General features: G+C 71.7%; 29 protein-coding genes. 14 read left to right on the top strand and 15 right to left on the bottom strand.

Going from position 1 to position 25560, the window contains the following annotated elements; genetic code table 11:
• Positions 1–27: 27 nt before the first annotated feature.
• The 4 genes from FYC51_RS03345 to FYC51_RS03330 all read right to left on the bottom strand — a co-directional run bounded on the left by FYC51_RS03345 (position 28) and on the right by FYC51_RS03330 (position 3915).
• The gene (locus tag FYC51_RS03345; protein WP_148732252.1) at positions 28–1299 is read right to left on the bottom strand and encodes an endonuclease/exonuclease/phosphatase family protein; all 1272 of its coding nucleotides are present in this window, start codon (positions 1297–1299) and stop codon (positions 28–30) included.
• 125 nt (positions 1300–1424) lie between these two features.
• A complete protein-coding gene (locus FYC51_RS03340; protein ID WP_238476190.1) occupies positions 1425–2465 on the bottom strand; it encodes an adenosine deaminase in 1041 nt (346 codons plus the stop codon).
• 20 nt (positions 2466–2485) lie between these two features.
• Positions 2486–2950 carry an SRPBCC family protein gene (locus FYC51_RS03335; protein ID WP_148732251.1) on the bottom strand — a complete coding sequence of 155 codons (465 nt, stop codon included), beginning with the start codon at positions 2948–2950 and terminating at the stop codon, positions 2486–2488.
• Positions 2947–3915 carry a helix-turn-helix transcriptional regulator gene (locus FYC51_RS03330; protein WP_148732250.1) on the bottom strand — a complete coding sequence of 323 codons (969 nt, stop codon included), beginning with the start codon at positions 3913–3915 and terminating at the stop codon, positions 2947–2949. The genes FYC51_RS03335 and FYC51_RS03330 overlap by 4 nt, the downstream gene beginning before the upstream one ends.
• A gap of 148 nt (positions 3916–4063) precedes the next feature.
• Here FYC51_RS03330 and FYC51_RS03325 point away from each other — a divergent pair, with 148 nt between their 5' ends.
• Positions 4064–4489: a group I truncated hemoglobin gene (locus FYC51_RS03325; RefSeq protein WP_148732249.1), complete on the top strand. Its 426-nt coding sequence runs from the start codon at positions 4064–4066 to the stop codon at positions 4487–4489.
• Positions 4490–4579: 90 nt separating this feature from the next.
• Complete coding sequence (locus tag FYC51_RS03320) at positions 4580–5731, top strand: epoxide hydrolase family protein (RefSeq protein ID WP_148732248.1); 1152 nt, start codon at positions 4580–4582, stop codon at positions 5729–5731.
• Between the two features lie 107 nt (positions 5732–5838).
• Here FYC51_RS03320 and FYC51_RS03315 read toward each other — a convergent pair whose 3' ends face one another.
• Both FYC51_RS03315 and FYC51_RS03310 read right to left on the bottom strand, forming a co-directional pair.
• Positions 5839–6951: a phage tail sheath family protein gene (locus FYC51_RS03315; RefSeq protein WP_148732247.1), complete on the bottom strand. Its 1113-nt coding sequence runs from the start codon at positions 6949–6951 to the stop codon at positions 5839–5841.
• Positions 6952–7113: 162 nt separating this feature from the next.
• Positions 7114–7965, bottom strand: coding sequence for an alpha/beta hydrolase (locus tag FYC51_RS03310; RefSeq protein ID WP_148732246.1), 852 nt, complete (start codon positions 7963–7965; stop codon positions 7114–7116).
• A 169-nt stretch (positions 7966–8134) separates the two neighbouring features.
• On the opposite strand from FYC51_RS03310, the gene FYC51_RS03305 reads away from it, so the two are divergent.
• Both FYC51_RS03305 and FYC51_RS03300 read left to right on the top strand, forming a co-directional pair.
• On the top strand, positions 8135–8716 hold the full coding sequence (locus tag FYC51_RS03305) for a TetR/AcrR family transcriptional regulator (RefSeq protein ID WP_148732245.1): 582 nt from the start codon (positions 8135–8137) through the stop codon (positions 8714–8716).
• 106 nt (positions 8717–8822) lie between these two features.
• Complete coding sequence (locus tag FYC51_RS03300; RefSeq protein WP_148732244.1) at positions 8823–9104, top strand: hypothetical protein; 282 nt, start codon at positions 8823–8825, stop codon at positions 9102–9104.
• A 71-nt stretch (positions 9105–9175) separates the two neighbouring features.
• Here the strand turns inward: FYC51_RS03300 and FYC51_RS03295 are convergent, their stop codons facing one another.
• Both FYC51_RS03295 and FYC51_RS03290 read right to left on the bottom strand, forming a co-directional pair.
• Positions 9176–10603, bottom strand: coding sequence for an MFS transporter (locus tag FYC51_RS03295; RefSeq protein ID WP_238476189.1), 1428 nt, complete (start codon positions 10601–10603; stop codon positions 9176–9178).
• Positions 10600–11979, bottom strand: coding sequence for an NAD(P)-binding protein (locus tag FYC51_RS03290; protein WP_148732243.1), 1380 nt, complete (start codon positions 11977–11979; stop codon positions 10600–10602). The genes FYC51_RS03295 and FYC51_RS03290 overlap by 4 nt, the downstream gene beginning before the upstream one ends.
• 192 nt (positions 11980–12171) lie before the next feature.
• On the opposite strand from FYC51_RS03290, the gene FYC51_RS03285 reads away from it, so the two are divergent.
• Positions 12172–13122 carry a cytochrome b/b6 domain-containing protein gene (locus tag FYC51_RS03285; protein ID WP_148732242.1) on the top strand — a complete coding sequence of 317 codons (951 nt, stop codon included), beginning with the start codon at positions 12172–12174 and terminating at the stop codon, positions 13120–13122.
• 72 nt (positions 13123–13194) lie between these two features.
• Positions 13195–13785: a class I SAM-dependent methyltransferase gene (locus tag FYC51_RS03280; protein WP_148732241.1), complete on the top strand. Its 591-nt coding sequence runs from the start codon at positions 13195–13197 to the stop codon at positions 13783–13785.
• A gap of 184 nt (positions 13786–13969) precedes the next feature.
• Here FYC51_RS03280 and FYC51_RS03275 read toward each other — a convergent pair whose 3' ends face one another.
• Together FYC51_RS03275 and FYC51_RS03270 are read right to left on the bottom strand one after the other, a co-directional pair.
• On the bottom strand, positions 13970–14761 hold the full coding sequence (locus FYC51_RS03275; RefSeq protein WP_238476188.1) for an EI24 domain-containing protein: 792 nt from the start codon (positions 14759–14761) through the stop codon (positions 13970–13972).
• Positions 14762–14896: 135 nt separating this feature from the next.
• Entirely contained in the window at positions 14897–15982 is a 1086-nt protein-coding gene (locus tag FYC51_RS03270) for a trans-sulfuration enzyme family protein (RefSeq protein ID WP_238476187.1), read from the bottom strand.
• Between the two features lie 142 nt (positions 15983–16124).
• On the opposite strand from FYC51_RS03270, the gene FYC51_RS03265 reads away from it, so the two are divergent.
• From FYC51_RS03265 to FYC51_RS03255, 3 genes are read left to right on the top strand one after another with little or no spacing between them, the layout of a single operon-like run.
• Positions 16125–17306 (top strand): adenosylhomocysteinase, encoded by a 1182-nt coding sequence (locus FYC51_RS03265; RefSeq protein ID WP_238476186.1) that lies wholly within the window; start codon positions 16125–16127, stop codon positions 17304–17306.
• Between the two features lie 20 nt (positions 17307–17326).
• Positions 17327–18094: an IclR family transcriptional regulator gene (locus FYC51_RS03260; protein WP_148732239.1), complete on the top strand. Its 768-nt coding sequence runs from the start codon at positions 17327–17329 to the stop codon at positions 18092–18094.
• A gap of 9 nt (positions 18095–18103) precedes the next feature.
• Complete coding sequence (locus FYC51_RS03255) at positions 18104–18298, top strand: hypothetical protein (RefSeq protein ID WP_148732238.1); 195 nt, start codon at positions 18104–18106, stop codon at positions 18296–18298.
• Between the two features lie 418 nt (positions 18299–18716).
• Here FYC51_RS03255 and FYC51_RS03245 read toward each other — a convergent pair whose 3' ends face one another.
• Positions 18717–19205, bottom strand: a complete 489-nt coding sequence (locus FYC51_RS03245) for a hypothetical protein (protein ID WP_148732237.1) — start codon at positions 19203–19205, stop codon at positions 18717–18719.
• 4 nt (positions 19206–19209) lie between these two features.
• Here FYC51_RS03245 and FYC51_RS03240 point away from each other — a divergent pair, with 4 nt between their 5' ends.
• Positions 19210–20184 carry an NAD-dependent deacylase gene (locus FYC51_RS03240; protein WP_238476185.1) on the top strand — a complete coding sequence of 325 codons (975 nt, stop codon included), beginning with the start codon at positions 19210–19212 and terminating at the stop codon, positions 20182–20184.
• 56 nt (positions 20185–20240) lie between these two features.
• Here FYC51_RS03240 and nhaA read toward each other — a convergent pair whose 3' ends face one another.
• Positions 20241–22115, bottom strand: a complete 1875-nt coding sequence (gene nhaA / locus FYC51_RS03235; RefSeq protein WP_148732236.1) for a Na+/H+ antiporter NhaA — start codon at positions 22113–22115, stop codon at positions 20241–20243.
• A 278-nt stretch (positions 22116–22393) separates the two neighbouring features.
• Here nhaA and FYC51_RS19100 point away from each other — a divergent pair, with 278 nt between their 5' ends.
• Complete coding sequence (locus FYC51_RS19100) at positions 22394–22561, top strand: hypothetical protein (RefSeq protein ID WP_187432468.1); 168 nt, start codon at positions 22394–22396, stop codon at positions 22559–22561.
• 150 nt (positions 22562–22711) lie between these two features.
• Positions 22712–23014 carry a DUF1540 domain-containing protein gene (locus tag FYC51_RS03230; protein ID WP_148732235.1) on the top strand — a complete coding sequence of 101 codons (303 nt, stop codon included), beginning with the start codon at positions 22712–22714 and terminating at the stop codon, positions 23012–23014.
• 151 nt (positions 23015–23165) lie between these two features.
• Here the strand turns inward: FYC51_RS03230 and FYC51_RS03225 are convergent, their stop codons facing one another.
• Entirely contained in the window at positions 23166–23756 is a 591-nt protein-coding gene (locus FYC51_RS03225) for an NADPH-dependent FMN reductase (RefSeq protein WP_148732234.1), read from the bottom strand.
• A 104-nt stretch (positions 23757–23860) separates the two neighbouring features.
• Between FYC51_RS03225 and FYC51_RS03220 the strand changes: the two genes are divergently transcribed.
• Together FYC51_RS03220 and FYC51_RS03215 are read left to right on the top strand one after the other, a co-directional pair.
• Positions 23861–24352: a MarR family winged helix-turn-helix transcriptional regulator gene (locus FYC51_RS03220; protein WP_148732233.1), complete on the top strand. Its 492-nt coding sequence runs from the start codon at positions 23861–23863 to the stop codon at positions 24350–24352.
• A 128-nt stretch (positions 24353–24480) separates the two neighbouring features.
• Positions 24481–24945, top strand: coding sequence for a helix-turn-helix domain-containing protein (locus FYC51_RS03215; RefSeq protein WP_148732232.1), 465 nt, complete (start codon positions 24481–24483; stop codon positions 24943–24945).
• A 21-nt stretch (positions 24946–24966) separates the two neighbouring features.
• On the opposite strand, the gene FYC51_RS03210 is transcribed toward FYC51_RS03215, so the two are convergent.
• Entirely contained in the window at positions 24967–25275 is a 309-nt protein-coding gene (locus FYC51_RS03210) for a hypothetical protein (RefSeq protein WP_148732231.1), read from the bottom strand.
• A gap of 77 nt (positions 25276–25352) precedes the next feature.
• Positions 25353–25538 (bottom strand): hypothetical protein, encoded by a 186-nt coding sequence (locus FYC51_RS03205; protein ID WP_148732230.1) that lies wholly within the window; start codon positions 25536–25538, stop codon positions 25353–25355.
• Between the last annotated feature and the right edge of the window lie 22 nt (positions 25539–25560).

Here is a 25560-nt window from a genome sequence, read left to right as displayed (position 1 = left end):
CGCCTCAGCAGGGCGAGAACACGCCCCCTACGAGTGCACCCGCAGGTCCACCCACACGAGCCGGTGGTCGCTCGACGGGAACGGGAATGCACCCGTGAGCCGGTACAGCGGGTCCGTCGTCAGCGGCCAGAACACCTGCGCGTCGAGCACACGCAGGTCGCGCGACGGCAGCACGTAGTCGGCGCGCAGGTTTCCGGGCGCGGGGTTGTCATTGAAGTCGGCCGTGTCGAAGGCCGGATCGCCCTCGTGCGTGAGGTTCGCGCCGCCCTGGAGCGTCGCCGCCTCGACGGCGCCCTCCGAGGTCGGCAGCGGATCCGTGATACGCGGGTGGGCGAGCAGCTGGTCGATCGCGGCATCCACCGAGTCGCCGTCGAGCGGATCGGCGTTCTGGTCGCCGAGGATCACGAACGACGAGCCGGGCTTCAGGCCGCCGGTGCCGCCGGCGTCGTCGTAGATGTAGCGGGACGCGGTGCCCGGCGTGACGTAGTCGGCCCAGAAGCGGATCTCGTCGTGGTTGCGGAGGCCGTTGCGGTCCTCCGCGCCGTCGAAGGTCGGCGGGGTCGGGTGCGACGCGAGCACGTGCACGGTGCGCCCGTTCACGTCGACCGGGATGTCCCAGTGCGACTTGCTCGAGAGGCGGAACACGTTGAGCTCTGCGGACGAGTACCAGTCGGCCGGGGCCGCGGTGTTCGGGTCGTCGGGCAGCAGCGCTCCGGGCATGTCCTTCCAGAGGAACTTCTGGAACGTGCGCACCGCATCGGTGTCGATCGGGTACTTCGAGAGCACGGCCATGCCGAACTGGCCCGGGAACGCGCCGAAGCCGAACGCGTCGTCGCCGTAGCCCGCGGCGAGCGGCGTGGTGACCGTCTGGCCGTTGTTGTTGAGGTCGAAGCCGCTCGCGATGCCCGTGTTCGACTCCGCCACGAACGCGTACGGGTACTCGACCGGGTCGGCGCCGCCCTGCGACAGCTCGAGGTAGTTGTCGCGGAACAGGTTCACGGCCTGATTGTCGGGCACGTAATCGAACTCGTTCAGCAGCACGATGTCGGGGTTCGCGCGCTGGATGACCTCCGCGACCGTCTTCGCCTGCGCGTTCGTGGTGGTCGAGAGGTCGGCGACGAGCTGCCCGGGTGCGTTGCGGTTCAGCGAGAGGTTGTAGGTCGCCACGCGCAGCTCGGTGGGTCCGCGCCCGTCGGGCGGGGCCGCAGCGGCCGGACCGGCCAGCGCCGTGACGGCGACGGCTCCGATCAGGGTGGCGGTGGCGGTCAGTGCGGCGGTGGTGCGGCGTCTCGTGGACATGCCCTCTCCTTCGGCATCTTCGGCGGTTCGCGACTGATCCCCTCACGCTAGGCCGATGCGGTGACGTCCGGTAGAACGAGCGGTGACCGGATGTCCCGGACTCGGAGCCCGATCGGTGCCATCCGTCAGCCCGGGGTGCTTGCAGCCCCCGCCAGCACCGCGTCGACCTCCGCGATCCACGCGTCCTTCTCGCCGGGCTCGGCGAAGCTCGCCGCGAACGAGTTGCGCGCCAGGGTCGCGAGCGCGGCGGCATCCAGTGGAAGGGCCGAGGCGATGGCACGGTAGTTGTCGTCGATGTAGCCGCCGAAGTAGGCCGGGTCGTCGCTGTTGACGGTCACGACGAGTCCCGCGGTCAGCATCGCGGGCAGCGGATGCCGCGACAGGTCGCGCGGCGCCGTGCCGAGCGCGACGTTCGACAGCGGGCAGACGGTGAGCGGCATCCGCAGCTCGGCGAGCCGTCGCACGAGCTCCGGATCCTCCATCGACCGGTTGCCGTGGTCGACCCGCTCGACATGCAACACGTCGACCGCTTCGCGCACGTAGGCCGGCGGACCCTCCTCGCCGGCGTGCGCGACCAGGTGCAGCCCCTCGGACGCGGCTCGTGCATAGACGTCGGCGAACAGCGCGGGCGGGTATCCGACCTCGGTCGACACCATGCCCATGCCGACGACGTGCTCGCGGAACGGGAGGATCACGTCGAGCATGTCCATCGCGGCATCCGCCCCGCGCTCGCGCAGGAAGCAGGGGATGAGCGTGACCGACATGCCGAGCTCGCGCCGTGCCTCGTCGAGCGCCGACGCGAGGCCGCCGATCACGGCCTCGAACGGCAGGCCGTTGCCGAGGTGGGTCTGCGGGTCGAAGAACATCTCGGCCCGGCGCACGCTCGCCCGGTGCGCACGCCGGAGGTAGGCGCTCGCGAGGTCGTGGAAGTCCTGCTCGGTGCGCAGCACCCGCAGGTTCGCGTACAGGCGATCGAGGAACGCCTGCAGGTCGGCGAACGCGTACGACTCGCGCAGCACGTCGGGGTCGTGCGTGGGCAGGGCGACGCCGTTGCGGAGCGCGAGCTCGACGAGCAGCTCGACCTCCATCGTGCCCTCGAGGTGCACGTGCAGCTCGGCGGTCGGCCAGTCGGTCGTCCCGGTCGTGGTCGTGGTGGTCTCGGTCACGGATGCTCCTTCCGCTCCTCCTACGCCCCCGGAGCCCCCTCGGCGTGCCGCTTCAGTGCCGCGAGCATCCGCTCGCTCTCGCGCGTGTACCGCCCGACGACGACCGATCGCAGGAATCCGATGCGCCGCGGGATCCCGAGCTCGACCGTGCGGGTCACGCGCGCACCCTTCGCGGTCGCCGACACGGACATCGTCACGGTGCTGTCGATCGTGCCCGTCAGGCGCGGTCGCAGCGTCATCGGCTGCCGGAATGCGATGACGTCGGGCCGCGCGACGGCGATGACCATGCCGTGGCGCACGCCCCGGCGACTGTGCTCCACGTAGGTGGTGCCGACGGCGACGGGCGGCGGCGAGATCTCGCTCGTGCCCTCGTAATCGCCCGACGACGCGAGCCAACGTCCGTAGCCGTGCAGGTCCGCGACGAGTTCGAACACCGCCACGGGGGAGGCGGCGATGTCGACGTGCCGTTCGATGGTCGTCGTCATGTCTCCAGCCTCCCACCGTCGGCGGCCCGCGTGTAGCGTTCCGCGTAGGTGCGCAGCAGCGGCGCGAGCTCGGGCGGCGACTCGACGGTGAAGTCCATGTTCAGCATGCCGATGTACGCCGCGATGGTGTCGAGCGAGTCGGCACCGGTGACGAGCACCGACTCGTCGTCGGACACCGCCTCCACGACGCCCACGGTCGGATTGATGCGCGCGATCACGGCTTCGGCGGATGCCGCGACGCGGAAGCGAGCGTGCACGTTCCATCCGCTCATCGCGATCGAGCGCATCACGAACGCGGTGTAGTCGCCGCCCGGCAACGGGCTGGGGGAGAAGCGGCGGCGGGTCGGCATCCGCGGCTCGATCCAATCGGCGCGGTAGACGCCCCATTCGCCCGACCGTGGGTCGCGAGCGACCAGGTACCAGCGCCGCTGCCAGCTCAGCAACCGATACGGCTCGACCAGCCGGGGCGTGCCGCGGTCGTCGAAGCGCAGCCATTCCACGTCGCGGATGGCGGCGGCGACCGCGGCGAGGACGGCGTGGTCGACCTCGGGGTCGGGGGCATCCGTGCCGATGTTCTCGGGCGCGCGGTCGACCACCGCGCCGATCGCGGCCACCGTGGGACGCAGGTGCGACGGCAGCACCTGCTCGAGCTTCGCGAGGGCGCGGGCGCTCGACTCCTCGATGCCCGCGATCCCGGTGGCCTCGCGCAGCCCGATCGCCACGGCGACCGCCTCCTCGTCGTCGAGCAGGAGCGGCGGGAGCTTGCCGCCCGCTCCCAACCGGTAGCCGCCGGCCGCGCCGCGCCTCGCGTCGACGGGGTATCCGAGCTCGCGCAGGCGGTCGATGTCGGTGCGGACGGTGCGCGTCGAGACCCCGAGCCGCTCGGCCAGCTCGGTGCCCGTCCAGTCGGGTCGGGCCTGCAGCAGCGACAGCATCGCGAGCAGTCGCGCGGCCGTGTCGGACATGCGGTCAATTCTGCCCGCCGGCTCGCTGCATCCGTTCGAGAACCATGGACGCCGCGCGAATCCCGCTGTATATTCAACGACAGTGAATTATAGAAATCGCGCCAGGACCGGCACGGTTTCCGTGGCACTCGATCGAAGGAGATCAGCCATGTCCGAGCAGAGCCTCTACGAACGCCTCGGCGGCGTGTTCGCGATCGCCGCCGTGGTCGACCACTTCAGCGATGCGGTCGTCCGCAATCCGATCGTCGGCCAGCAGTCGAACAACCCCGCCCTCAGGGAATGGCACACGCAGAACCTGGGCCGGCTCCCCGGCCTGAAGTTCATGCGCACCCTCTGGGTGTGCAACGTCGCGGGCGGTCCGTTCGAGTACACCGCGACCGTTCCGGGGAGCACGGTGCTCGGCCTCGAGGAGGCGCATCGCCGGCTCCACATCTCGCCCGACGAGTTCGACGAGGTGGCCGCAGAGCTGGGCCGCACGCTCGATGCCGTCGGCGTGCCCGAGCAGGAGAAGGGCGAGGTCCTCGCGGCATTCGCGGCGCACAAGGACGAGGTCACCCAGGGATACCGGGGCTGAGCGCGGCAGTCGCGCCCCGCGGCGCGGTGGTGGGAGCAATTCGCGCGATTAGGAACCGAACGTTCCTCATTCGCTCGTAGCGTCGGAGACATGACGAACACCACGAACACCGCAACCACCGACATCCGCCCGTTCGCGATCGAGATCGACCAGGCCGACCTCGACGACCTCATGGACCGCCTCGCGCGCACGCGCCTGCCGCAGCCGGCGCCCGGCGACGACTGGACCTACGGCACCCCGAACTCCTACCTCCGCGACGCGGTCGAGCAGTGGCGCACGACGTACGACTGGCGCGCCGAGGAGGCGCGCATCAACGCCGTGCCGCACTTCATGACCGAGATCGACGGGCAGCCCATCCACTTCATCCACGTGCGCTCGCCGCACGAGGGCGCGACGCCGCTGATCCTGGCGCACACCTACCCGGGGTCGTCGGTCGACTACCTCGACATGATCGGACCGCTCGTCGACCCGGTCGCGCACGGCGGGCGAGCCGAGGACGCCTTCGACGTCGTGGTCCCGGATGCCCCGGGCTACGGCTTCTCGAACCCCGTCTCCGAGGCGGGCTGGACGATGGCCCGAGTCGCCCGCGCCTACGACGAGCTCATGCACCGCCTCGGCTACACCGAGTACGGCATCCACGGCTCCGACAACGGCGCGCTCGTCGCGCGTGAGCTCGGCCTGCTGAACCCCGACGGCTTCCTCGGCCTGCACGTGCTGCAGCTGTTCTCGTTCCCGTCGGGCGACCCGACGGAGTTCGAGCGGCTCGAGCCGCAGGACTACGCGGCGCTCGAGTTCCTGCAGTGGTTCCAGACCGTCGGCGGCTACAACACCATGAACGCGAGCCGGCCGCAGACCGTCGCGGTCGGGCTCAGCGACTCGCCCGTGGCGCTGCTCGCGTACAGCGAGCTGTTCAACTCGTTCGGCAACGGCACCGCACTCGTGCCCCTCGACCGGATCCTCACCGAGGTGACCGTGAACTGGTTCGCGAACGCCGCCGCGGGCATGAGCCGCAGCTACCTCGAGAACGCCCGCGTCGAGGCCGAGCCGCAGGTGAACGCCGCGCCGACCGGCGTGGCGATCTTCAAGGACGACTTCCAGACGATCCGGGTCTTCGCCGAGCGCGACAACTCGAACATCATGCACTGGAGCCGCTTCGACAAGGGCGGACACTACGCCGCGATCGAGGTGCCCGACGTCGTCGTCGGCGACATCCGGGCGTACTTCGCGACGCTGCGGGGCTGAGCGGAGCGACCGACGAGATCGAGATCAGCGGATGCCGCGGGCGGGGGCTCGCGGCATCCGTCACGCCCGCGACGGCGACGCGGGCTCGCGGCATCCGCTCGCGTCGCTCAGTCGTTGGGCGGCAGCGCGCGTGCCCGGATGCGGAGCACGATGAACTCGGCGCGCCTGATCGGCGCGAACCCGACGTGCACGGTGAACCCTCCGGCGTCGAGGTCGCCCTGCGTGACGGTGTCGCGGTCGCACCGGACGAAGTACGCGCGCGAGGGCGTGTCGCCGTGGAACGCCCCCGAACGGAACAGGCCGTGCAGGAAGGCGCCGACCGACTTCCGGACCGCCGCCCACAGCTCTTCGCCGTTCGGCTCGAACCGCGTCCACTGCAGGCCGCGCTCGATGCTCTCCTCGAGGAACAGCGCCATGCGACGCACCGGCACGTACTTCCACTCGCTCGCCGCGACGTCGGCGCCCGCGAGCGTGCGAGCACCCCAGACGACCGGCCCCCGCCCCGGGAACGTGCGCAGGGTGCTGATGCCGAGCTCGTTCAGCGCCTCGGCATCGCGCGAGCCGAGGTCGAATTCGAGGCCGTCCGCGCCGCGGAGGTCGGCGTCGGTCCCGGCGGGCGCCGACCAGACGCCCTGCTCGAGGTCGGTGCGGGCGATCACGCCGGCGACGGCCGCGGCGGGCGCGAACTCCCCGGGAGCGCCGTGCATCGGATCCGAGCGCCGAAGGCGCGGCAGGTAGAGCGCGGCGTTCGGGCTGGCCGTGCCGATCGCGGCCTCGGCGCCTGCGGCCATGGCCGTCCGCACCGTCGCGGCATCCGTCCACGACGTCGGCGGATCGACGAGCAGCATCGCGCGCCGGCGTTCGCAGAACGCCGCGGCCTCGGCGACGATCGCGCGGGCGTCGTCCAGATCCGCCGACTCGGCGGGCAGCACGAGCAGGTTGACGAGGTCGACCCGGTCGAGCGCCTCGAGCCCCGAGGTCACGCCCCCGAGACCGGCGTCCTCGACGCGGATGCCGATCGCCGAACGGCCGCCGTTCTCGAAGAAGCTCCGCAGCGCCGGCCGGAGCGATCCGGCCTGAATGGCGCCCCAGATCGCGTCCTCGTCGGTGCCCCAACCGTCGACGTCGATGCCGAGGGGGTCGTCGATCGGGCCCTCGGGAGCGAGCCCGACGAACGCCGCAACGGCCGTGCCGACGCCCTCGATCGGTCGCTCCTCCATCGGCCCCACCTCCTCGTGAGCGATGCGCTCCGGGATGCCTCGGTGCGAGCCTCCTCCCGGCCCGCACCGCTGTCAAGGCGCGCGGGTGCTGCGCCCGCGCCGCCGTCGACACGCGACGGCGCGGAGCCGGAGCTCCGCGCCGTCAGCGCGTCGACGATCGGATCAGGCCGCCGGAGTCGCCGCGGCGGGCTGGGCCACGGCGTGCTCGAGCGCCCACGAGAGCGCGTAGTCGGCCACTTCCTCCCAGCCGTCCTGGCTGACGATGCGGTGCGTGCGGCCGGCGAACTCCCGGTAGTCCACGGTGGCTGGGCTGCCGGTGGAGCGGTACTTCTTCACGATCGCCTTGCCGATGGCCGGCGGCACGACGTGGTCGATCTCACCGGTGATGACGAGCAGCGGCGCACGGTCGGCGCGGGCGTAGTCGACGTGGCTCACGCCGCCCCGCTCGTTGAGCGTCGACGCGACGCCCTCGAAGAAGACCCGGTTGTAGGAGTTCACGGCCTGCTCCGCCCAGATGCGGTCGGACTCGGCGCGAGAGAGGTCGTTGCCGAAGGTGAAGTGGAAGTGCGACTTCGACAGCGGCTTGGCGCCGTTGCGGTCGAACGGGTTCGACAGGATCGGCGTGCCGGTCCACAGCGTCGAGAGTGGAAGGGTCGTGATGCCGGCGGCCTGCCCGGGCTCGACGCCGACGTAGGCGACGCCGAGGCCGCGGTCGGCGAGCATCTGGGTGATCACGCCGCCGAAGCTGTGGCCCATGATGATCGGCGTGCGGGGCAGGGCGCGGATGATGCGCTCGTAGTGGTCGGCGATCTGCTTCAGGCCGACGCCCTTGAGGGCGGCCGGGTTCGAGCGGATGTCCTCGACGCTGCGGTCGTCGATGCCGGGCCAGCCCGGGACGATGACCTCGTGGCCCTGGGCGCGGAAGCGCTCGGCCCAGGTGTCCCAGCTCTTCGGGGTCATCCAGAGGCCGTGGACGAGGACGATGGTGGCCTTGGTGGTGTCGGTGGCGGTCATGGTTCCTGCTCCTTCGAGGTGACGCGAATCCCTGTGGGATGGCGGCGGTGGGCTCTGCGTTGGTCGAACCTGAAGTAGAACGACCGTTCTGTCTTGTTGGCAGCGAACATACCCGGCCGCGCCGACGGATGTCAAGCAAAAAGAGAAAGATCGTTCTATCATTTTTCATATGACCACTCGAACGACCCCAGCCGGCACCTCCGCCGCCCGCGAACGACTCCTGCGCACGGCGTCGGAGCTCTTCTACCGCGAGGGCATCCACTCGGTCGGCGTCGACCGGATCATCGCCGAGGCCGGCGTGACCCGCGCCACGTTCTACCGGCACTTCCCGAGCAAGGAGGACCTCGTCGAGGCGTACCTCGGCGTCGAGGATGCGAACATCCGCGGCGCGTTCGAGGCCGCCGAGGCATCCGGGGCCGAGCCGAAGGCGCTCGTCGGCCTCGTCATCGAGGCCCTCGCCGACGACGTCGCCCTGCACCACACGCGCGGATGCCCCTTCATCAACGCCGCGGCCGAGTATCCCGATGCCGACAGCGGCGTGCGCGTGGCCGTGGCCGAGCACCGCGCCTGGTTCCGGTCGACGCTCGAGCAGCTCCTCACCGCGGCCGAGGCGCCCGATCCCGAGGGCGCAGCAGCCGAGCTCGTGCTCGCGCGCGACGCCGCGATGGTCGGCGGCTACCTCGACGGGTGGGACCGCGTGCGGCCCGCGTTCGTGGCATCCGCCAACCGCATCGCGGGCGTCGGGGCCTGAGCGCCGACGTCGCGCCGCGATCCGACGTCGCGGCAATCCGCCGGGCGCGCGGCCCCGAACTCCCTGCAGGCGGCGCTGACGCCGCCCACGAGGATGGGAGGAACCCATGCATGTCCGCACTCTCGCCATCGCCGGGGCGCTGGCCCTGACGGCCACGTTCGCCACCGCCGCCCCCGCGGTCGCCGCGCCCGCGGACGGCACGAACTGCTGGGGCGTGGTCTCGTCGCAGGCCGCCCGCTCGGACGGCGGGCTCGGGGCGCACAGCAGTGCGCAGGACGAGCCGCGTCTCGGCCTCGGCAACGTCGCGCGACTGTTCGGCGTCGACGGCCTCGGCGGCCTCGGGTCGCTGCTCGCGTCGATCGACGGGAACGACGCGACCCACTGCTGACCGGCGTCGAGGCGACAGGGCGCGCTCCGCCGGGGCGCGCCCTGTTCCCATTCGAGCGGCTCGCTCGGCGTTCAGGGGGTCGCGGATGCCGCGGCCGCGCCAGGCGCCGCCGGACGTCGCGTGCGCCAGAGCACCACGACGAGCAGGTACAGCACGCCGAGGGCGCCGGTGATCGCCGCGAGCAGCATCCAGTCGACCGGACTCGTGCCGCCCGCGAACGACAGGCCCACGACGACGGTCGAGCCGATGCATCCGAGCGACCGCGCGGTCTGGAACAGGCCGGCCGCCTGGCCCTCCTGGTCGGGCGGCGCCGCGACGTAGAGCGACTGCGTGATCGAGATGAGCACCAGCACGTACGGGATGCCGATGATCGCGGTGACGGCGAGGATGACGAGCGGCGCGGTCGAGATCCCGAGCACGAGCAGCGACAGCGTCGAGATCGCGAGCGCGACGGCGCCGATGACGGATGCCGCGCGCAGGCCTCGCCGATCGATGAGCTTCTCGGCCCACGGCGTCACCAGCGCGTTGAACGCGGCGAGCGGCAGGAGCAGCAGCCCGATCACGTCGGTGCGGTAGCTGGCGTGATCCTCGAGGTACTGCGGGATGCCGAACAGCGCGCTGTAGAACACGAGGTTCGCGAGGATGAACACGACGTAGACGCGGATGAGCGCCCCGTTTTCGGCGAGCAGGCGCAGGTCGATGAACGGCGTCGACGCCCGAAGCTCGCGCCAGGCGAACAGCGCGCCGGCTGCGAGCACCACCGGCACCAGCAGCCAGTTCGGGTCGGCCGTGAGGTCGAGCAGGAACACCAGCAGCGCCACGATCGTGACGACGAACAGGAGGATGCCCGGCACGTCGGCGTCGCGCAGCACCGTCCGCAGCGGCGTGCGCGGGCGCGGCGCGTCGCGCGGCACGAGCAGGTGCGTCCAGACCAGGGCGATCGCCGCGAGCGGGATGTTGATCCAGAAGATCGCCTGCCAGCCGCCGAAGACGATCAGCACGCCGCCGACGACGGGACCCACGGCGGCCGCGCTGGTGTCGATGAGCTGGATGCGGCCGATCATCTTCGGGGCGGAGCCGCCCGAGCGTGCGGCGATGGCGCGCAGCATGGCGGCCGCGGCCGGGAACGTCGTGGCGGTGCCGATCCCGAGCAGGATCCGCACCGCCAACAGCCACCCGAACGTCGCGGCGAACGGGCCGAGGGCGCCCGCGAGGATCGTGATCGCCATTCCGGCCGCGAACACGCGACGAGCTCCGTACTCGTCGGCGAGCCGTCCCATGAGCGGCTGCAGCACCGCCGAGGTGAGGTAGAAGACCGAGATCACCCACGTCACGGTCGCGACGTCGACGGCGAACTCCTGCCGCAGCGTGCTGAGCGACACGGCGATCATGCCCGAGTTCAGGGCGCTGAGCGCGGTGCCGGTGCAGAGCGCGGCGATGACCCAGCCCGAGCGCGGCGGCCTCCGCGCGCGTCGTGTCGCGGCCGTGGCCGTGCTCACCGCAGGCCCGCCAGTTCGGCGAGCCGGGCGATGCCCGAGCCCAGGTGCGCCCGCATGCGGCCGAGCGCGTCGTCGAGCGGGACTGAGCGCTCGCCCGGCGGAGTGCGCACGGGGTTCAGGGCGACGCCGTCGGCCCAGGCCGTGATATCGGGCTCCGCGCCGAACGAGCTCGAGGCCCGGGCGCCCATCACGGTCATCCGGGCCCAGTCGCCGAGCGAGTTGCCGTAGGGCGTCGGCGGGCACAGCCGGTTCTTCTCCGCATCGTCGTCGCGGGTCGCCTCGACGTAGCCGACGAGGGCCGCGCCGAAGCACGGGAACCCCGCCCGGATCGGCTGGAGCGTGATCGCCTCCGGCGCCCACACCGGCACGAGCGGCGCCTGCCGCAGGCCGTCGCCGGCGCAGTGCACGAGGAGGGCGTCGTCGGGGACCGCGATCGACGCCTCCGCGAACGTGATGCGTCCTCGCTCCGCGGCCGTGATGTGCCCGTGGCGCACGACGTCGTCGATCGTACGCAGCAGGTCGAGCTCCCACGTCGCGAGCGTCGGCGCCTTCGCCATGGTGGGCGTCACCGAGGGGTCGATCCGCAGCATCACGCCCGCATCCTCCAATCGGAAGAACAGGTCGTCGAGGGATGCCGCGTCCGTCGCGGCCCGCATCAGGTCGGCGACCATGCCGACGAAGATCGCCGGGTCGGGCTGGATCACCGCGCGGTTCAGCATCCACGGGTCGCGCGGGCGGATCCAGCAGATCGCGCCGGGATCGACGCCGCGCGCCAGCAGCCAGACGCAGGCGTCGGTCGCGGTCTTGCCCGACCCCACGACGACATACCGGCTCGGCGCCTCGTCGAGGTGCGCCAGCTCGTTGACGGGCACGACCCGCACGCCGTCGGCGACCGCGAACGGCGGCGGCTCCTCGGCCGGGATCATCGGTGCGAGGTGGTGCGCGTCGACGATGCGGCAGCGCGCCGGCACCTCGTAGCGCTCGCCCGAGACGCGCGACACGAACGTCCGGTCGCCGAGGTACTCGCACCCCGCGAAGAACTCGACCCGATCCGACTCGAGCAGGCGGTCGGCCAGCACGCGCTCGTAGTAGGCGCAGATCTCGGCCCTCGTCGCACGCTCCTGCAGTCCGGCCTCGGGCCCGCGCTGCTGCAGGCGGCCGCCGCCGAGGAGGGTCGACGCGACGCCGTAGAAGGCCGACGCCTGGTGCAGTCGCACGAACGGGTAGGCCTCGAGCCAGTGCCCGCCGACGCCGTGCCGTCGGTCGACGATCGCGACGCGAGCGCCGGGCGCATGGTCGATCAGGGCGTCGGTGAACGCCATCCCGGTGGCGCCGGCCCCCACCACGAGGTAGTCCGCGTGGACCGCGTGGGTCACGGGACCACTGAAGCACTCCGCGCACCGGGTGTCCACAAGCTCCCGGTGCGTCGCGGTGTTGCGGCCGGCTTCGCCGCTCCCGGCCGCCGACGCTAGGGTCGAGGCATCCGTTGTCGACGACCGCGGCGCCGACGTGCCGTCGAGCCGCGACCGACCGTGCCGGCCGTCGCCGGAGAAGGAACCGCCCCGGAGATGACCGTGACCTCGTCGAAGCCGAGCCGCGCGAGTGCCGCCGCCACGTGGTGGAGGGCCCAGCGCAAGCGGGTGATCTGGTGGACGGTGATCGCGCTCGTCGCGCTCGTGGTCGTGGTGCTCGTCGCGCGCTGGCTGCGCACGTTCCCCGCGATCGAGCAGTTCATCGAGACGTACCCGGGCATCGTCCCGCCGCCAGAGGGGACACCCGTCGGCATTCCGGCGTGGCTCGGCTGGCAGCACTTCCTCAACTCGTTCTTCCTGCTGCTGCTCGTGCGCACCGGGTTCCAGCTGCGCTCCAAACAGCGACCGCCTGGCTTCTGGACACGCGACAACAGCCGCTGGCCGCGCACGAAGCGGAACCCCCGCCGCATGGGCATCTTCCTGTGGTTCCACCTCTGGCTCGACGCGTTCTGGGTGCTGAACGGCGTGGTCTACGTCGTGCTCCTGTTCGCGACCGGGCAGTGGCTGCGCATCGTGCCGACCGATTGGGCCGTCGTGCCGAACTCGCTCTCGGCGGCGCTGCAGTACGCCTCGCTCGAGTGGCCGACCGAGAACTCGTGGGTCGTCTACAACGCGCTGCAGCAGCTCGCGTACTTCGCGATCGTGTTCATCGCGTCGCCGCTCGCGATCCTCACGGGCCTGCGGCTCTCGTCGATCTGGCCGCTCGAGGGGCCGCTCGTGCGCGCCTTCCCCGAGAAGCTCGCGAAGGCCGTGCACTACCCCGTGATGCTGTTCTTCCTCGCGTTCACGTTCGTCCACGTCGTGCTCGTGTTCACGACGGGCGCGCTCGCGAAGCTCAACCAGATGTACGCCGCGCGCGACACCGACGACTGGGTCGGATTCGTGGTGTTCGCGGCATCCGTCGTCGTCATGGTCGTCGCCTGGGTGCTCGCGAAGCCGCCGCTGCTGAAGCGCATCGCCGCGTCGTCGGGTCGCGTGCAGGGCTGACGGCGCGGCGCTGGGGCCGTCGACGGATGCCGCGGGGCTGACGCGCGGGCTCCGGCGCGGTAGCGTGCCGGAGTGGCCACGCCGCTGATCGACGACGACGAGCTCGACGGCCTCGAGCGCGAGTTCGTGGCGCGCGTGCGCGGCCGGGTGCTCGAGATCGGCGCCGGCGACGGCGAGAACTTCGGGGCGTTCGACCCGAGCGTCGATTGGCAGGGCCTGGAGCCCGACGCCAAGCGTCGCGAGGAGCTCGCCACCCGCGCGAAGGAGTGGCGGCACGAGGCGGTGCCGCTCGATGCGAAGGCCGAGTCGATCCCGCTGCCCGACCACTCCGTCGACGCGGTCGTCGGCACCTACGTGCTGTGCTCGGTGACCGACCAGGCAGCCGCGCTCGCCGAGGTGCGCCGCGTGCTCGTCCCAGGAGGACGCGTCGTGTTCGTCGACCACGTGCAGGCACCGCGGCGCACGCTCAAGCGGTTCGTGCAGGCGGTGGCCACGCCGATCGCGAAGCGTGTGTGCCACGGATGCCACTGGAACCGCGACACCGAGCGCGCCCTCGTCGAGGCGGGCTTCACGGGCGTCGACGTGCGCCGGCTCCGGGTGCGGTCGATGCCGTTCGGCCCCGTGCCGATGCTGCTCTTCGACGGGCGCGCGCCCGAGGCGTGAGGCGCGGCATCCGTCGCCCGCCCTCGTCGGCCCCTGTCCGCATCGAACGCAGGAACTTCTGTGCGACACGCCGTGCGGTCGCGGCATCCGCTCGGCGCGTCGGCCGGAAGTTCCTGCAGTTCGGCACACACGACGGGCGGATGCCGCGGCGTCGAGCCGGGGTCGAGCCGGCGTCGAGCCGGGGTCAGCGGGGGACCGGGGCAGCCGGCGGCAGGGGCTGTGCGGGCGGCGTCGCCGCCGCGGCGGTGGCTGCGTCGAGGGCGGAGCGGGCGAGGAACGTCGACCCCGCGACCGCTGCGGGCATCGCGACGATCGCGCCGAGCGGCACCATGAAGCACAGCTGCGTCGCGATGCCGAATCCGAAGAGCTGGGCCCGGTGCCCGCGCAGGATCGCGCGGCGCTGGGGCCCGTCCATGCCGCGAGCCTCGAACGGCCGCGACGTGAGCTCCATGGCGAGCAGACGTCCCGAGAGCACGACGCCCAGCACGGGCGCGAGCACCGCTCCCACCACCGGGATGAACCCGACCAGGCCCACGCCGATCGCCGTGACGAGCGCGAGGCCGATGAGCCCGAGCCCGTCCCGCACGGTGCGCCAGAAGCCGGTGCCCTGCTCGGGCACCGGACCGCCGACCGAGCCCTCGACGGCGCGCCAGATCCGCTCGTAGAACGGGTCGCCCACGATGAGCGTGAGCGCCGTGAACGTCAGCGCCGCGAACACCACCGCCCCACCGAACAGCACGGCGCCGACGAGCACCTGCACGACCATGGGCCACGGGTCGACCCAGCCGTCGGCGAACGGCGTCATCCAGTCGGTGATGCCGGCGAGGTTCACGGCCAGCGTGGAGAGCCCGACGACGATGAGCACGAACACGATCGCGGCGGGGATCACCCCGAGCATCATCACGCCCGGGCGGCGGCCCCAGAAGCCGAACCCGCGCAGGAGCATCCCGACACCCGAGAAGAACCGGCCCACCACGTGCACCACTCTAGGATGGGCCCGCCGCAGGGTCGCCGGGCTCGACGGCGGCGGCGACGGCGTGGTATCCGAGCGGTCAGGTGTGGCGTCGAAGCAAGTCGGTACGGTCCGCCGCAGCCTCCGACCGCAGCCGGACTACGCGAGCGAGTCGAGCACTCCGACCAGGTCGCGGTGCAGGTCGTCGAGGTGCTCGAGCCCGACCGAGAGCCGCACGAGCCCCTCGGGGATCGTCGGCTGCTCGAGCGGCCAACGCCGGCGACGCTCGAGCGTCGACTCGACGCCGCCGAGGCTCGTCGCGTGCACCCACAGGCTCGTGCGCTCGGCGAGGGCCTCGGCGGGCTCGGCGCCGCCGCGCACGACGATCGACACGATCGCGCCGAAGCCGGGGTAGCGCACCTCCTCGAGCGCCGGATGCCCCGTGAGCCGGCGCACGAGCTCCTGCGCGTTCGCCTGTGCGCGCTCGAGTCGCACGGGCAGGGTGCGCAGGCCGCGCAGCGCGAGGAACGTCTCGAGCGGCGCCGGGATCCCGCCGGTGAGCGAGCGTCGGTGCACGACGGCGTCGGCGTGCGCGTCGGATGCTGCGACGACCGCGCCCATGAGGACGTCGCTGTGGCCCGAGATGTACTTCGTCGCCGAGTGCACCACGAGGTCGGCGCCGAGGGCGAGGGGCTGCTGCAGCAGCGGGGTCGCGAACGTGTTGTCGACCACGACGAGCGCGCCGTGCTCGTGCGCCGCCGCGGCGATGGCGGAGATCTCGGCCACCTCGAGCGCGGGGTTCGTCGGCGACTCGAACCAGACCATCGCCGCGTCGCGGCACGCGGCGGCGACCGCCGCGGTGTCGGTGATGTCGACGTAGGCGGCACGCAGGCGACCCTTCGCCTGGAGCTCGTCGAGCAGGGCGACCGTGCCCGTGTACGAGTGACGCGGCGCGACGACGACGCCGCCCGGCTCCACGAGGTCGAGCACCGCCGCGATCGCGGCCATTCCCGAGGCGAACGCCACGCACCGGCCGCCCTCGAGCGCGCCGAGCGCGTCCTCGAACGCCGTCCAGGTGGGGTTGCCGTACCGGCCGTACACGTGATCGCCGCCCGCCACGTACGTCGACGTGAGGTGCACGGGCACGCTCATCGGGGCGTCGGGCTCGTGCGGCGGACGCCCGGCGATGATCGCGACGGTGTCGGGGTGGAGGGCCGGTGCGCCGGCCTCGGTCGTCTCGTGCACTGCGGTGCCTCCCGGTGGTCCTGAGGGGAGCGGATGCCGCGGCGGCGGCAGGCGCACGGGCCAGCGTATCCCGGGGATGGCGGTCGTGACGCGGCATCCGTTACCATATGTGAAAGCACCATTCATATATGAAAGTCAGGTCATGCCGATGTCGGAGCTCCTCGAACGCGGTGCCGCGCGCACCCGCTGGATCAGGTCGCGGATGCCGCTCCTCGCCGCGGTGCGCGACGAGTTCGCCGAGCGCCGGCCGTTCGACGGCCGCCGCGTCGGGATGTCACTGCACGTCGAGCCGAAGACGGCCGTGCTGCTCGAGGTGCTCGCCGCCGGTGGCGCCGAGATCGTCGCGACCGGCAACCACGGCTCCACGCAGGACGACGTCGTCGCGTTCCTGCGCGGCCAGGGCATGACCGTGTTCGGCGCGCGCGACGACACGCTCGCCCAGCACGAGGCGAACGTGGCCTCCGTCGTCGAGGCGCGCCCCCACATCCTGCTCGACAACGGCGCCGACCTCGCCGCGGGCGTCGTGGCGGCCGGCCTCGCCGACGGCGTGGTGGGCGGCACCGAGGAGACGACGAGCGGCGGCATCCGGCTGCGGTCGGAGCTCGCTGGCCGCATCCCGTTCCCGACCATCGTCATCAACGACAGCGCACTGAAGGCGATCGGCGAGAACCGGCACGGCGTCGGGCAGTCGGTCGTCGAGAGCCTCATGCGCATCACGAACCTGATGATCCCGGGGCGTCGGTTCGTCGTCGCGGGCTACGGGTGGTGCGGCCGCGGCATCGCGCAGTACCTCCGCGCGTTCGGCGGCCGGGTCGCCGTCGCCGAGATCGACGAGCTCAAGGCGTTCGAGGCCGCGCTCGACGGCTACCGCGTCGCCGACCTCGGCGAGCTCGCCGAGTGGGGCGAGTTCTTCATCACCGCGACGGGGCATCCGGGCATCATCACCGACGAGATCGTCGACCGCATGCCCGACGGCGCGGTGCTCGCGAACGCGGGTCACTTCCCGTGGGAGATCGACGTGGCGTCGCTGTACGCCCGCGCGAGCGAGGTCACCGAGCTCGACGCCGCGATCGAGCGCATCGACCTGCCCGACGGTCGGCACGTGATCCTGCTCGCCGGCGGACGCATGGTGAACCTCGCCGGCCGCGAGCCCAAGGGCAACTCGCTCGAGGCCATGGACCTCGGCTTCCTGTTGCAGTCGCTCTCGCTCGAGCGGGTCGCGACGGCCGCGTCCACGCTCGTGCCCGGGGCGCAGCCCGTGCCCGACGACCTGGAGCGCGAGATCGCCCGCCGGTTCGTGCGCGCGCTCGGCGCCGACCGCTGACGGCCGCGACGGGGCATCCGATGGCCGAGCGCAGCGCCTCACGCACCGAACGCACCGTGCGGGCCGACCGCGGCACCGACTACGCCGCCCCGGCCCTCGACAAGGCGCTCGACATCCTCGAGCTCCTCGCGGGCGAAGCGGGCGGACTCACGCAGACCGAGATCGCCGAGCGCGTCGGCCGCAACGTGAGCCAGATCTACCGCGTGCTCGCCACCCTCGAGCGGCGCGGCTACCTCACGCGCGACGACCGGTCGGGCCGGTACGTGCTCTCGATGGCGCTGTTCGACCTCGCGCACCGGCACCCTCCGCTGCGCGGGCTCGTACAGCTCGCCTCGGGGCCGATGCGCGCGCTCGCCGACGCGGTGCGCCAGTCCTGCAACCTCGGCATCGACGACGCCGGCGCCGTGCGCATCGTCGCGCAGGCGGAGTCGCCTGCCGACTTCGGCTACCAGGTGCGGGTCGGGGCGCGCTTCCCGATCGAGTCGACCGCGACCGGTGCGGTGCTCGCCGCGGGCACGGATGCCGCGGCGGCCACTCCGCTCGGACCGGGCGAGGCCGCGCAGCTCGCCGACGGCTGGCTCGCCCGGCCCGACCGGCTGCAGGCGGGCGTGACGGATGTCGCGGTCGCGATCACCGACCGGCGCGGGCACACGGTCGCCGCCCTCACGGTGCCGTACGTCGCGACGTCGTACAGCTCGGTCGGCCTCGACGAGGTGGTGGCCGCCGCTCGCGCGACGGCGGCGGAGATCTCAGCACGACTCGGCGGGATTCCAGCCGCGGCGGACTAGCCTCGAAGGGTGAGCCGCACCGTCTGGACCGTCCTCGGCGTGATCGTCGCCGTCATCGTCGCGTGGTTCCTCGTGGACCTGCTGTTCAGCCTGCTCTGGTTCATCGGCAAGCTCGCGATCGTGGCGGTCGTCGCGGTGATCGTGTTCTTCGTGCTGCGGGCGCTCGTGCGTCCGTCCGACGACCGGCGCGAGATCGAGCGCTGAGCGCGGCCCAGCTCGGCGCGGCATCCGCTCAGTTCGCCACTTCGGCGCCGGAATCGGGGAGATCCAACGATCCCGGAAACGCGGGAACTCGGGAACTCGGGAACTCGGGAACTCGGGAACTCGGGAACTTGGGAACCGACTTGTCTGGCGGCAACGGATCCGGAACGTCGAAGTCCCCGGATCCTTCGGAACTTCGGAACTTCGGAACTTCGGAACCGAGATTCGAGTACGAGAGTGGCACTTCGGCACTTCGGCACTTCGGAACTTCGGAACTTCGGAACCGAGCTCCGAGTACGAGAGTGGCACTTCGGCACTTCGGCACTTCGGCACTTCGGCACTTCGGAACCGAGATTCGAGTACGAGAGTGGCACTTCGGCCCTTCGGCACTTCGGCACTTCGGCACCGCCGACGCGAAGCGCTAACCCGCTCGGCGCGTGCGACCCCAGGGCTTGAACACCGAGAGGGTCATCGCCACGATGAGCGCCGTCGACGAGACGATGGGCGGAAAGACCAGCGTCGCGGGCATCGTCGGCGCGCTGCCATCGGCGAGTGCCGAACGCCCCGCCTCGCCCACTGCCGTGACGCCGGGCCAGAGCACGAGCACGACGAGGGTCACGAGCACGACGTTCACGACGAGCTTCACGAGCACCCACCAATAGCGCACGAGCCCGTACTTCGTGCCGAGGCCGAGCAGCACGCCGGTCGCGAGCGTGAGCCCGCCGACCACCACGAGCGGCCACGTCGCGACGGCGGCCATGGTCGCTGCGGCCGCGCCGGCGCCGGTCGGGTCGCCGAGCAGGGCGGTCCCGACGAGGATCCCGAGCACGAGGTCGAGGCCGAGCCACACCCCGGCGGATGCGATGTGCACGAGCAGCAGGAGCTTCCGCAGCCGTGTGGACAGCGGCATCCGGATGACGCGGGCACCCGTCGCCGGACGTGGTGCGGCCGAGGTCAGCCGAGCGGCTCGGGACGCCGCCGAGGCGTTTCGGGTCGGCGTCGAGCGCGCCGGGGCGGTTCGTGCCGGCGCCGGGCCGGGCGAGGTCGTGCGCGTGGCGGTGGACATGCCTCCACGATGCCTGCGGCGCGGCGGCGGGGCATCCGCTCGACGGAGTCACCTGCGGTACGCCCGTCGTCGTACGCCCGGCGAGTCGACGGATGCGACGCGGGGGATCGGCGCGGTTCAATGGACCATGCGATTCGTCGTGCTCACGGGTGCCGGCATCTCCGCGGAGAGCGGCGTGCCGACGTTCCGCGATGCCGGCGGCCTCTGGGAGGGGCACCGCGTCGAGGACGTCGCGACGCCCGAGGCGTTCGAGCGCGACCCCGACACGGTGCAGCGGTTCTACGACCTGCGCCGCCACGCGGTCGCGCAGGCGGAGCCGAATCCGGCGCACGATGCGCTCGCCCGGCTCGAGCGCGCCCTCGGCGACGACCTGCTCGTCGTCACGCAGAACATCGACGACCTCCACGAGCGGGCGGGCTCGAAGCGCGTGGTGCACATGCACGGCGACCTGCTCACCGCGCTGTGCGCGAACTGCGGCGCGCGAACGCCCGTCACGGCCGAGCTCGTCGAACGGCCGCCGTGCCCGGTCTGCGGCCGGCGGATGCTGCGACCCGACGTCGTCTGGTTCGGCGAGATGCCGTACGAGCTCGATGCGATCGACGAGGCGCTGCTCGCCTGCGACGTGTTCGCCGCGATCGGCACGTCGGGCGCCGTCTACCCGGCGGCCGGGTTCGTGATGACGGCCGCGGAGCAGGGCGCGCGCACGGTCGAGCTCAACCTCGCGGCGAGCGAGATCACGCCGCTGTTCGACGAGGTGCGCCACGGCCCCGCGAGCTTCGAGGTGCCGGCCTGGGTCGACGAGGTGGTGGCGGCGCGGGGCTGAGCGACGGACGTCCGTCCGAGACTCGGCGCAGGTCGTGGGCGAGGGCGGGCGGCGCGTCAGCCCGTGGCATCCGATCGGGGCTCGCGCTCGGGCTCGGGGGCCGGGCGGCTCGCCTCGAGTGCGCGGATGAGCGTCCTCGAATCCCACGGCCCCATGTGCCGCTTGCCGCCGATGAAGAACGTCGGCGTCGAGTGCAGGTCCATCATCTCGGCGTCGAGCTGGTCGTCCTCGACGCGCCGGATCACCGCGGGGGAGCGCAGGTCGGCCGCGAATCTCTCCATGTCGAGGTCGAGCTGCCGCGCGTACTCGAAGAGGTCGTCGGTCGTGAGGTCGTCCTGGTTCGCGAAGAGCGTGCGCGCCATCTCGAGGAACTTGCCCTGCAGCGCCGCCGCCTCGTAGGCCTGCGCCGCCTCCTTCGCGTGCGAGTGCACGGTCTCGAGCGGCAGGTGCCGCCATACCCAGCGCACGTCGTCGCCGAAGTGGTCGATGACCGCGTCGATCGACCCGGTCGCGCGGCTGCAGAACGGGCACTCGAAGTCACCGTACTCGGTGATCTGGAAGGGGGCGTCGGGTCGGCCTCGATAGTGGTCGCGCTCGGGGTCGAACGGTCGCACGAGCACCTTGCCGATGGGCACCGGCGGGCGGAGCCGGTCGCCGACGACGAAGATCGCCCAGCCCAGCGCGAACGAGATGACGGATGCCGCGAGCACGCCCACGCGCGCGAGGTCCTGCGTCTCCTCGTCCTCGATCGCGAGTCCGACGATGAAGAGCGCGATCGTGAACCCGATGCCCGACAGCGCCGCGCCGCCCGCGATGCGGGGCATCGTGAGCCCCGGCGCCAGGCGGCCGATCCGCAGCATCCGCACGAGCGCCGTCGCGCCCGTGATGCCCACGAACTTGCCGACGACGAGACCGGCGACGATGCCCCACGTGATCGGCGACGACACCGCCGCGCCGAGGGTCTCGGGGTCGAGCCGCACGCCGGCGTTCGCGAGCGCGAAGATCGGCAGCACGATGAAGTCGATGTAGGGCGCCCACGCCGACTGGAGGCGCTCGTTGATCGAGATCGAATCGCGCAGGCTGCGGGTGGCGGCGCGCGCATACGCGGTGTTCGGCGACTCGCGGAAGGCGCGCGTGAGCTCGGCCGCACGCTCGACCTCGGTGCGGCGCGGCGGGAACACCGGGATCAGCAGGGCGACCGCCACGCCCGCGAGCGTGGGGTGCACGCCCGCGGCGGCGACCGCGAGCCACAGCGCGAAGCCGAGCACCGTGTAGGCCGGACCGCGGCCCGCAGGCAGGAACCGCACGAGGGCGAGGAGCACGAGCAGCACCGCGACGATCGCGAGCGGCACGACCTGCAGGCCGTTGTTGTAGAAGACCGCGATGACGACGAGTGCGCCGATGTCGTCGACGACGGCGAGGGTCAGCAGGAACGTGCGCAGGCGCGCGGGGAACTTCGGGCCGATGATGGCCAGCGCGCCGAGCAGGAACGCGGTGTCGGTCGAGATCACGACGCCCCACGCATCGGCCTGGCCGGTGTTCGCGTTGAGCAGGAGGAAGATGAGGGCCGGCAGGATGAGCCCGGCGATCGCCGCGATCACCGGCACGGCCGCGCGCGAGCGGTCGGTGAGCTCGCCGATCGTGAACTCGCGCTTCACCTCGAGGCCGACGATGAAGAAGAAGAACGCCATGAGCCCGTCGTTGACGAGCTGGTGCAGCGTGAGGTGCGCCGAGAACGTGCCGATCGTGATCTCGACCTCGGTCTCCCAGAACGCCTCGTAGCTCGAGCCCCACGGCGAGTTCGCCCACGCGATCGCGATCACGGTGCCGAGCAGCAGCAGCATCGCGGCGCTGCGGTCGGTGGTGCCGCCCTTCTTCAGGGCGCGACGCACCGACGCGACGGTGGTCGCACTGACGCCGGGGGTCGTCATGCGGTGGGGGCCCTGACTACCGTGGCGCGCGGATGAGCGACCAGAGGGCCGCGAGGAGCAGGACGCCGCCCACGGCGCCGATGAGGCCGAGGATCGACCAGAGCACGGTTTCCACATCCATGGCGCACCTCCGGGAGTGTCCCGCCCATTCTGGCAAGAGGAGTCCCGCCGGGACCAGTGCCTGGGCCCAGATGACCCGGCGAGTCGACGGCGTCAAGCCGTTGACGGGGTCGGCGGCCGCGCCCGACGCTGGGGGCATCGATGGAGGAGGGTGCACCATGACGAACCCGCGCGAGCACGACCCCGAACGCCCCGAGCGCGACCCCGCCCGCGACGCCGGAGCAGACGACGCGCAGCCCGGTCCCGACGCCGATCAGCTCGACGCCGACAACGCCGTCGAGGCGGACTCCGTCGAGACGCTGGACCCCGACAACCCGCCCGCCTGAGCCCCGCTGCTCCTTGGATAGGTGAGGCATACCTAACCAAGAAATCCACCCTGATCTGCGAAAAAGACCGCCGGGGGTACTGCGCGCGACGGTCCTCCAGGGCTAGCATCGCCCGTAACGCACGGTCGCGAACCCCCTCAGGAGGTCACCATGAGCATGACGCTCGACGATCTGCCCGCCGTTGCCGAGTGTTCGGTGAGCGGCTGCTCCTACAACGACCACTCGCACTGCCATGCCGCCGCGGTCACCATCGGGGGAGCGGTCGGCGACGCCGAGTGCGCCACCTTCATCCCCCTCGGCACCAAGGGCGGCCTCGACAAGGTGGTCACCCACGTCGGCGCGTGCCAGCGCGCCGAGTGCATCCACAACGACTCGCTCGAGTGCAACGCGGCATCCGTGCGCATCGGGCCCGGCGCCGACGACGCCGACTGCCTGACCTACCAGCCCGCCTGACCCGCAGTGCGTTCCGCGGGGCAGGGCTCCGCGAACGGCCATGATCGGATGCAACGCGCCCGCCAGTGGCTGACGGGCGCGTTGCTCATGCTCGCGTGTTCGCAAGTACGGCGTCGGGGGCTCCCGGCCACCCGGGCCCCGTCTGCCCGGACTACGCCGCGCGGGCGAGCTCGGCGCGCGACTCGCGCACGCCCTTGAGCGCCGCGGCCCACGGCACGAGCTGGTCGAGCTGGGTCGCGAGCATGCCCTGGTGATAGGCGGCGGGCGTGAAGTTCACGTACTGCTCGAAGTCGGTCATGAGCGAGAACGACACCTGCTGGCGCACGTCGGCGACCTGCAGCTCGCCGAGGATGAGGCGCAGGTGCTCGGCGGCGCGCGTGCCGCCCGCGGCGCCATAGCTGACGAGCCCGGCGGCCTTGTCGTTCCACTCGCCGTAGACGAAGTCGAGCGCGTTCTTGAGGGCGCCCGAGGTCGAGTGGTTGTACTCGGGGGTCACGAAGATGTAGCCGTCGAAGGAGTCCACCTTCTCGGCCCAGGCCTTCGTGTGCGCCTGCGCGTACTGGCCCATGCTCGGCGGCACGGCCTCGTCGAGGTGCGGCAGCGCGAAGTCGGCGAGGTCGACGAGCTCAAACTCGGCGTCGCTTCGGGTCGCGGCGTGCTCGAGCACCCACTTGGCGACCTGGTCGCCGACGCGACCCGGTCGCGTGCTGCCGATGATGATGCCGATCCTGACTGCGGTCATGGGTGGTCCTTCCGAGAAGTAGTTGACGTGTCATCACAATGGTTGACGCGTCATCATAACCCAGAAAGATGACATGTCAACCAAATCTCGGGTAGGCTGGCGTCATGTCCGTGGTGTCCGAGATCGACGAGGCCGACTGGGCGCTCTGGCGCGGCTTCCTCACGATGCACCGCGACCTCATGCGCGAGCTCGACGGCCGCCTGCAGCGCGATGCCGGCATCTCGCAGGCCGACTACTCGGTGCTGCTCACGCTGTTCGACGCGACCGACCGGCGACTCCGCCCGGGCGCGCTCGGCGAGGCGCTCGGCTGGGAGAAGAGCCGGCTCTCGCACCAGCTCACGCGCATGGCCGCGCGCGGCCTGGTCGAGCGCGCCGAGTGCACGACCGACGGGCGCGGCTCGTGGGTCGTGCTCACCCGCGACGGGCGGCGCACCCTGCTGCACGCGCTGCGCGACCACGCCGCCTCGATCCGGAGCCTGTTCCTCGACGCGCTCGGGCCCGACGAGAAGCGCGCGATGGCGCGGGCGTCCGAGCGGGTGCTCGAGCGGCTCGACGAGGCGGCGGGGCGCGAGGCGACCGAGCGCGCGGCGAGCTGAGCGACGGATGCCGCAGCGCGAGCACGGCGAGCTGAGCGACGGATGCCGCAGCGCGGGCGCGCGGCATCCGATTCTGCTCTGAGCGGATCGGCCTGACGCCGACCGGCACTCGCGATTAGCCTCGGCACATGGGCAAGGTCGTCGAGTTCTCGCGGGCGACCGGTCCGCGCGCATCGAAGCCGCTCTGGCGGCACGTGCTCGGCGAGGTGCTCCGCGAGGAGCGCCTCGACCAGGAGCGCATCCTCACCGAGGTGGCCGCCGCCGCGGGCGTGTCGCCGCAGTACCTCTCCGAGATCGAGCGGGGCCGCAAGGAGCCGTCGTCCGAGATCCTCGGCTCGGTCGCCGACGCGCTCGGGCTCGAGCTGTTCGACGTCGTGCACCGCGTCGGCGACCGGCTCGGCGCGCGCCTCGACGACGAGCGTCGCGAGGCCGAGCGCCGCGAGCGCCTGCTCGTCGAGGCGTCGTTCGCGTTCCGCGTCGACGTCGAGCCGGTGCATCCGCTCGATCTCACCGGCTCGGATGCACCGGGCACGATCGGGCTCGGCGCTGCGACGCTCGCCGAGCCTGCCGATGTGTTCCTGCTCGCCGCCTAGTCGAGCGGCTCACATCGGACGTCAGCCGATGAGGTCGGTGGCGATCTCGCAGAAGTCGGTGTCGATGGCCGGGTGCGGACCGAAGACCCCGGTGATCTCCTCTTCGAGCACGATTCCGCCGGGCTGGCCGTCACCGAGTGTGTCGAACAGGACGCGCAACGTCACCCGACCCCGTTCTCGCAGCACCACGTTGCCGTCGCTGTCCTCGACGACGAATGTCCGACCCGTGTCCTGCGCCGTGAACTCCCAGATGTCTCCGTCGACGTGGACGGCGGTCGTCTCCTTGAACAGGCCCTTGCCCCACACCACGAAGAACGCGCCCGTCTCCACGTTCGTCAGGATCTGACGGTAGCTGTAGTTGTCGTGTCCGAAAAACGCCTGCCCGTCCGAGCCGGGGACCTCCTTGATCAGCGAGTTGCCGTGCCCTGAGGCGTCGACCTGATCTCGAAGCCGCAGTCGTCGAACGTCCCGGTGTCGGAGAACTCATAGTGCTCGTGCTCCACCGGTGGTGCGGCGTGGGCGGCGGTCGGGACCGCGACCGCGACCGCGCCGAATCCGATGATCATCGCGAGCGTCGTCGTCGAACGAAGCATGGTGGACCTCCCTCGAGCCCCC

This window comes from Agromyces mariniharenae (assembly GCF_008122505.1).
Lineage (GTDB): Bacteria > Actinomycetota > Actinomycetes > Actinomycetales > Microbacteriaceae > Agromyces > Agromyces mariniharenae.
The sequence above is the reverse complement of the archived record's forward strand: the minus strand, read 5'-3'. Positions and strand labels throughout refer to the sequence as shown.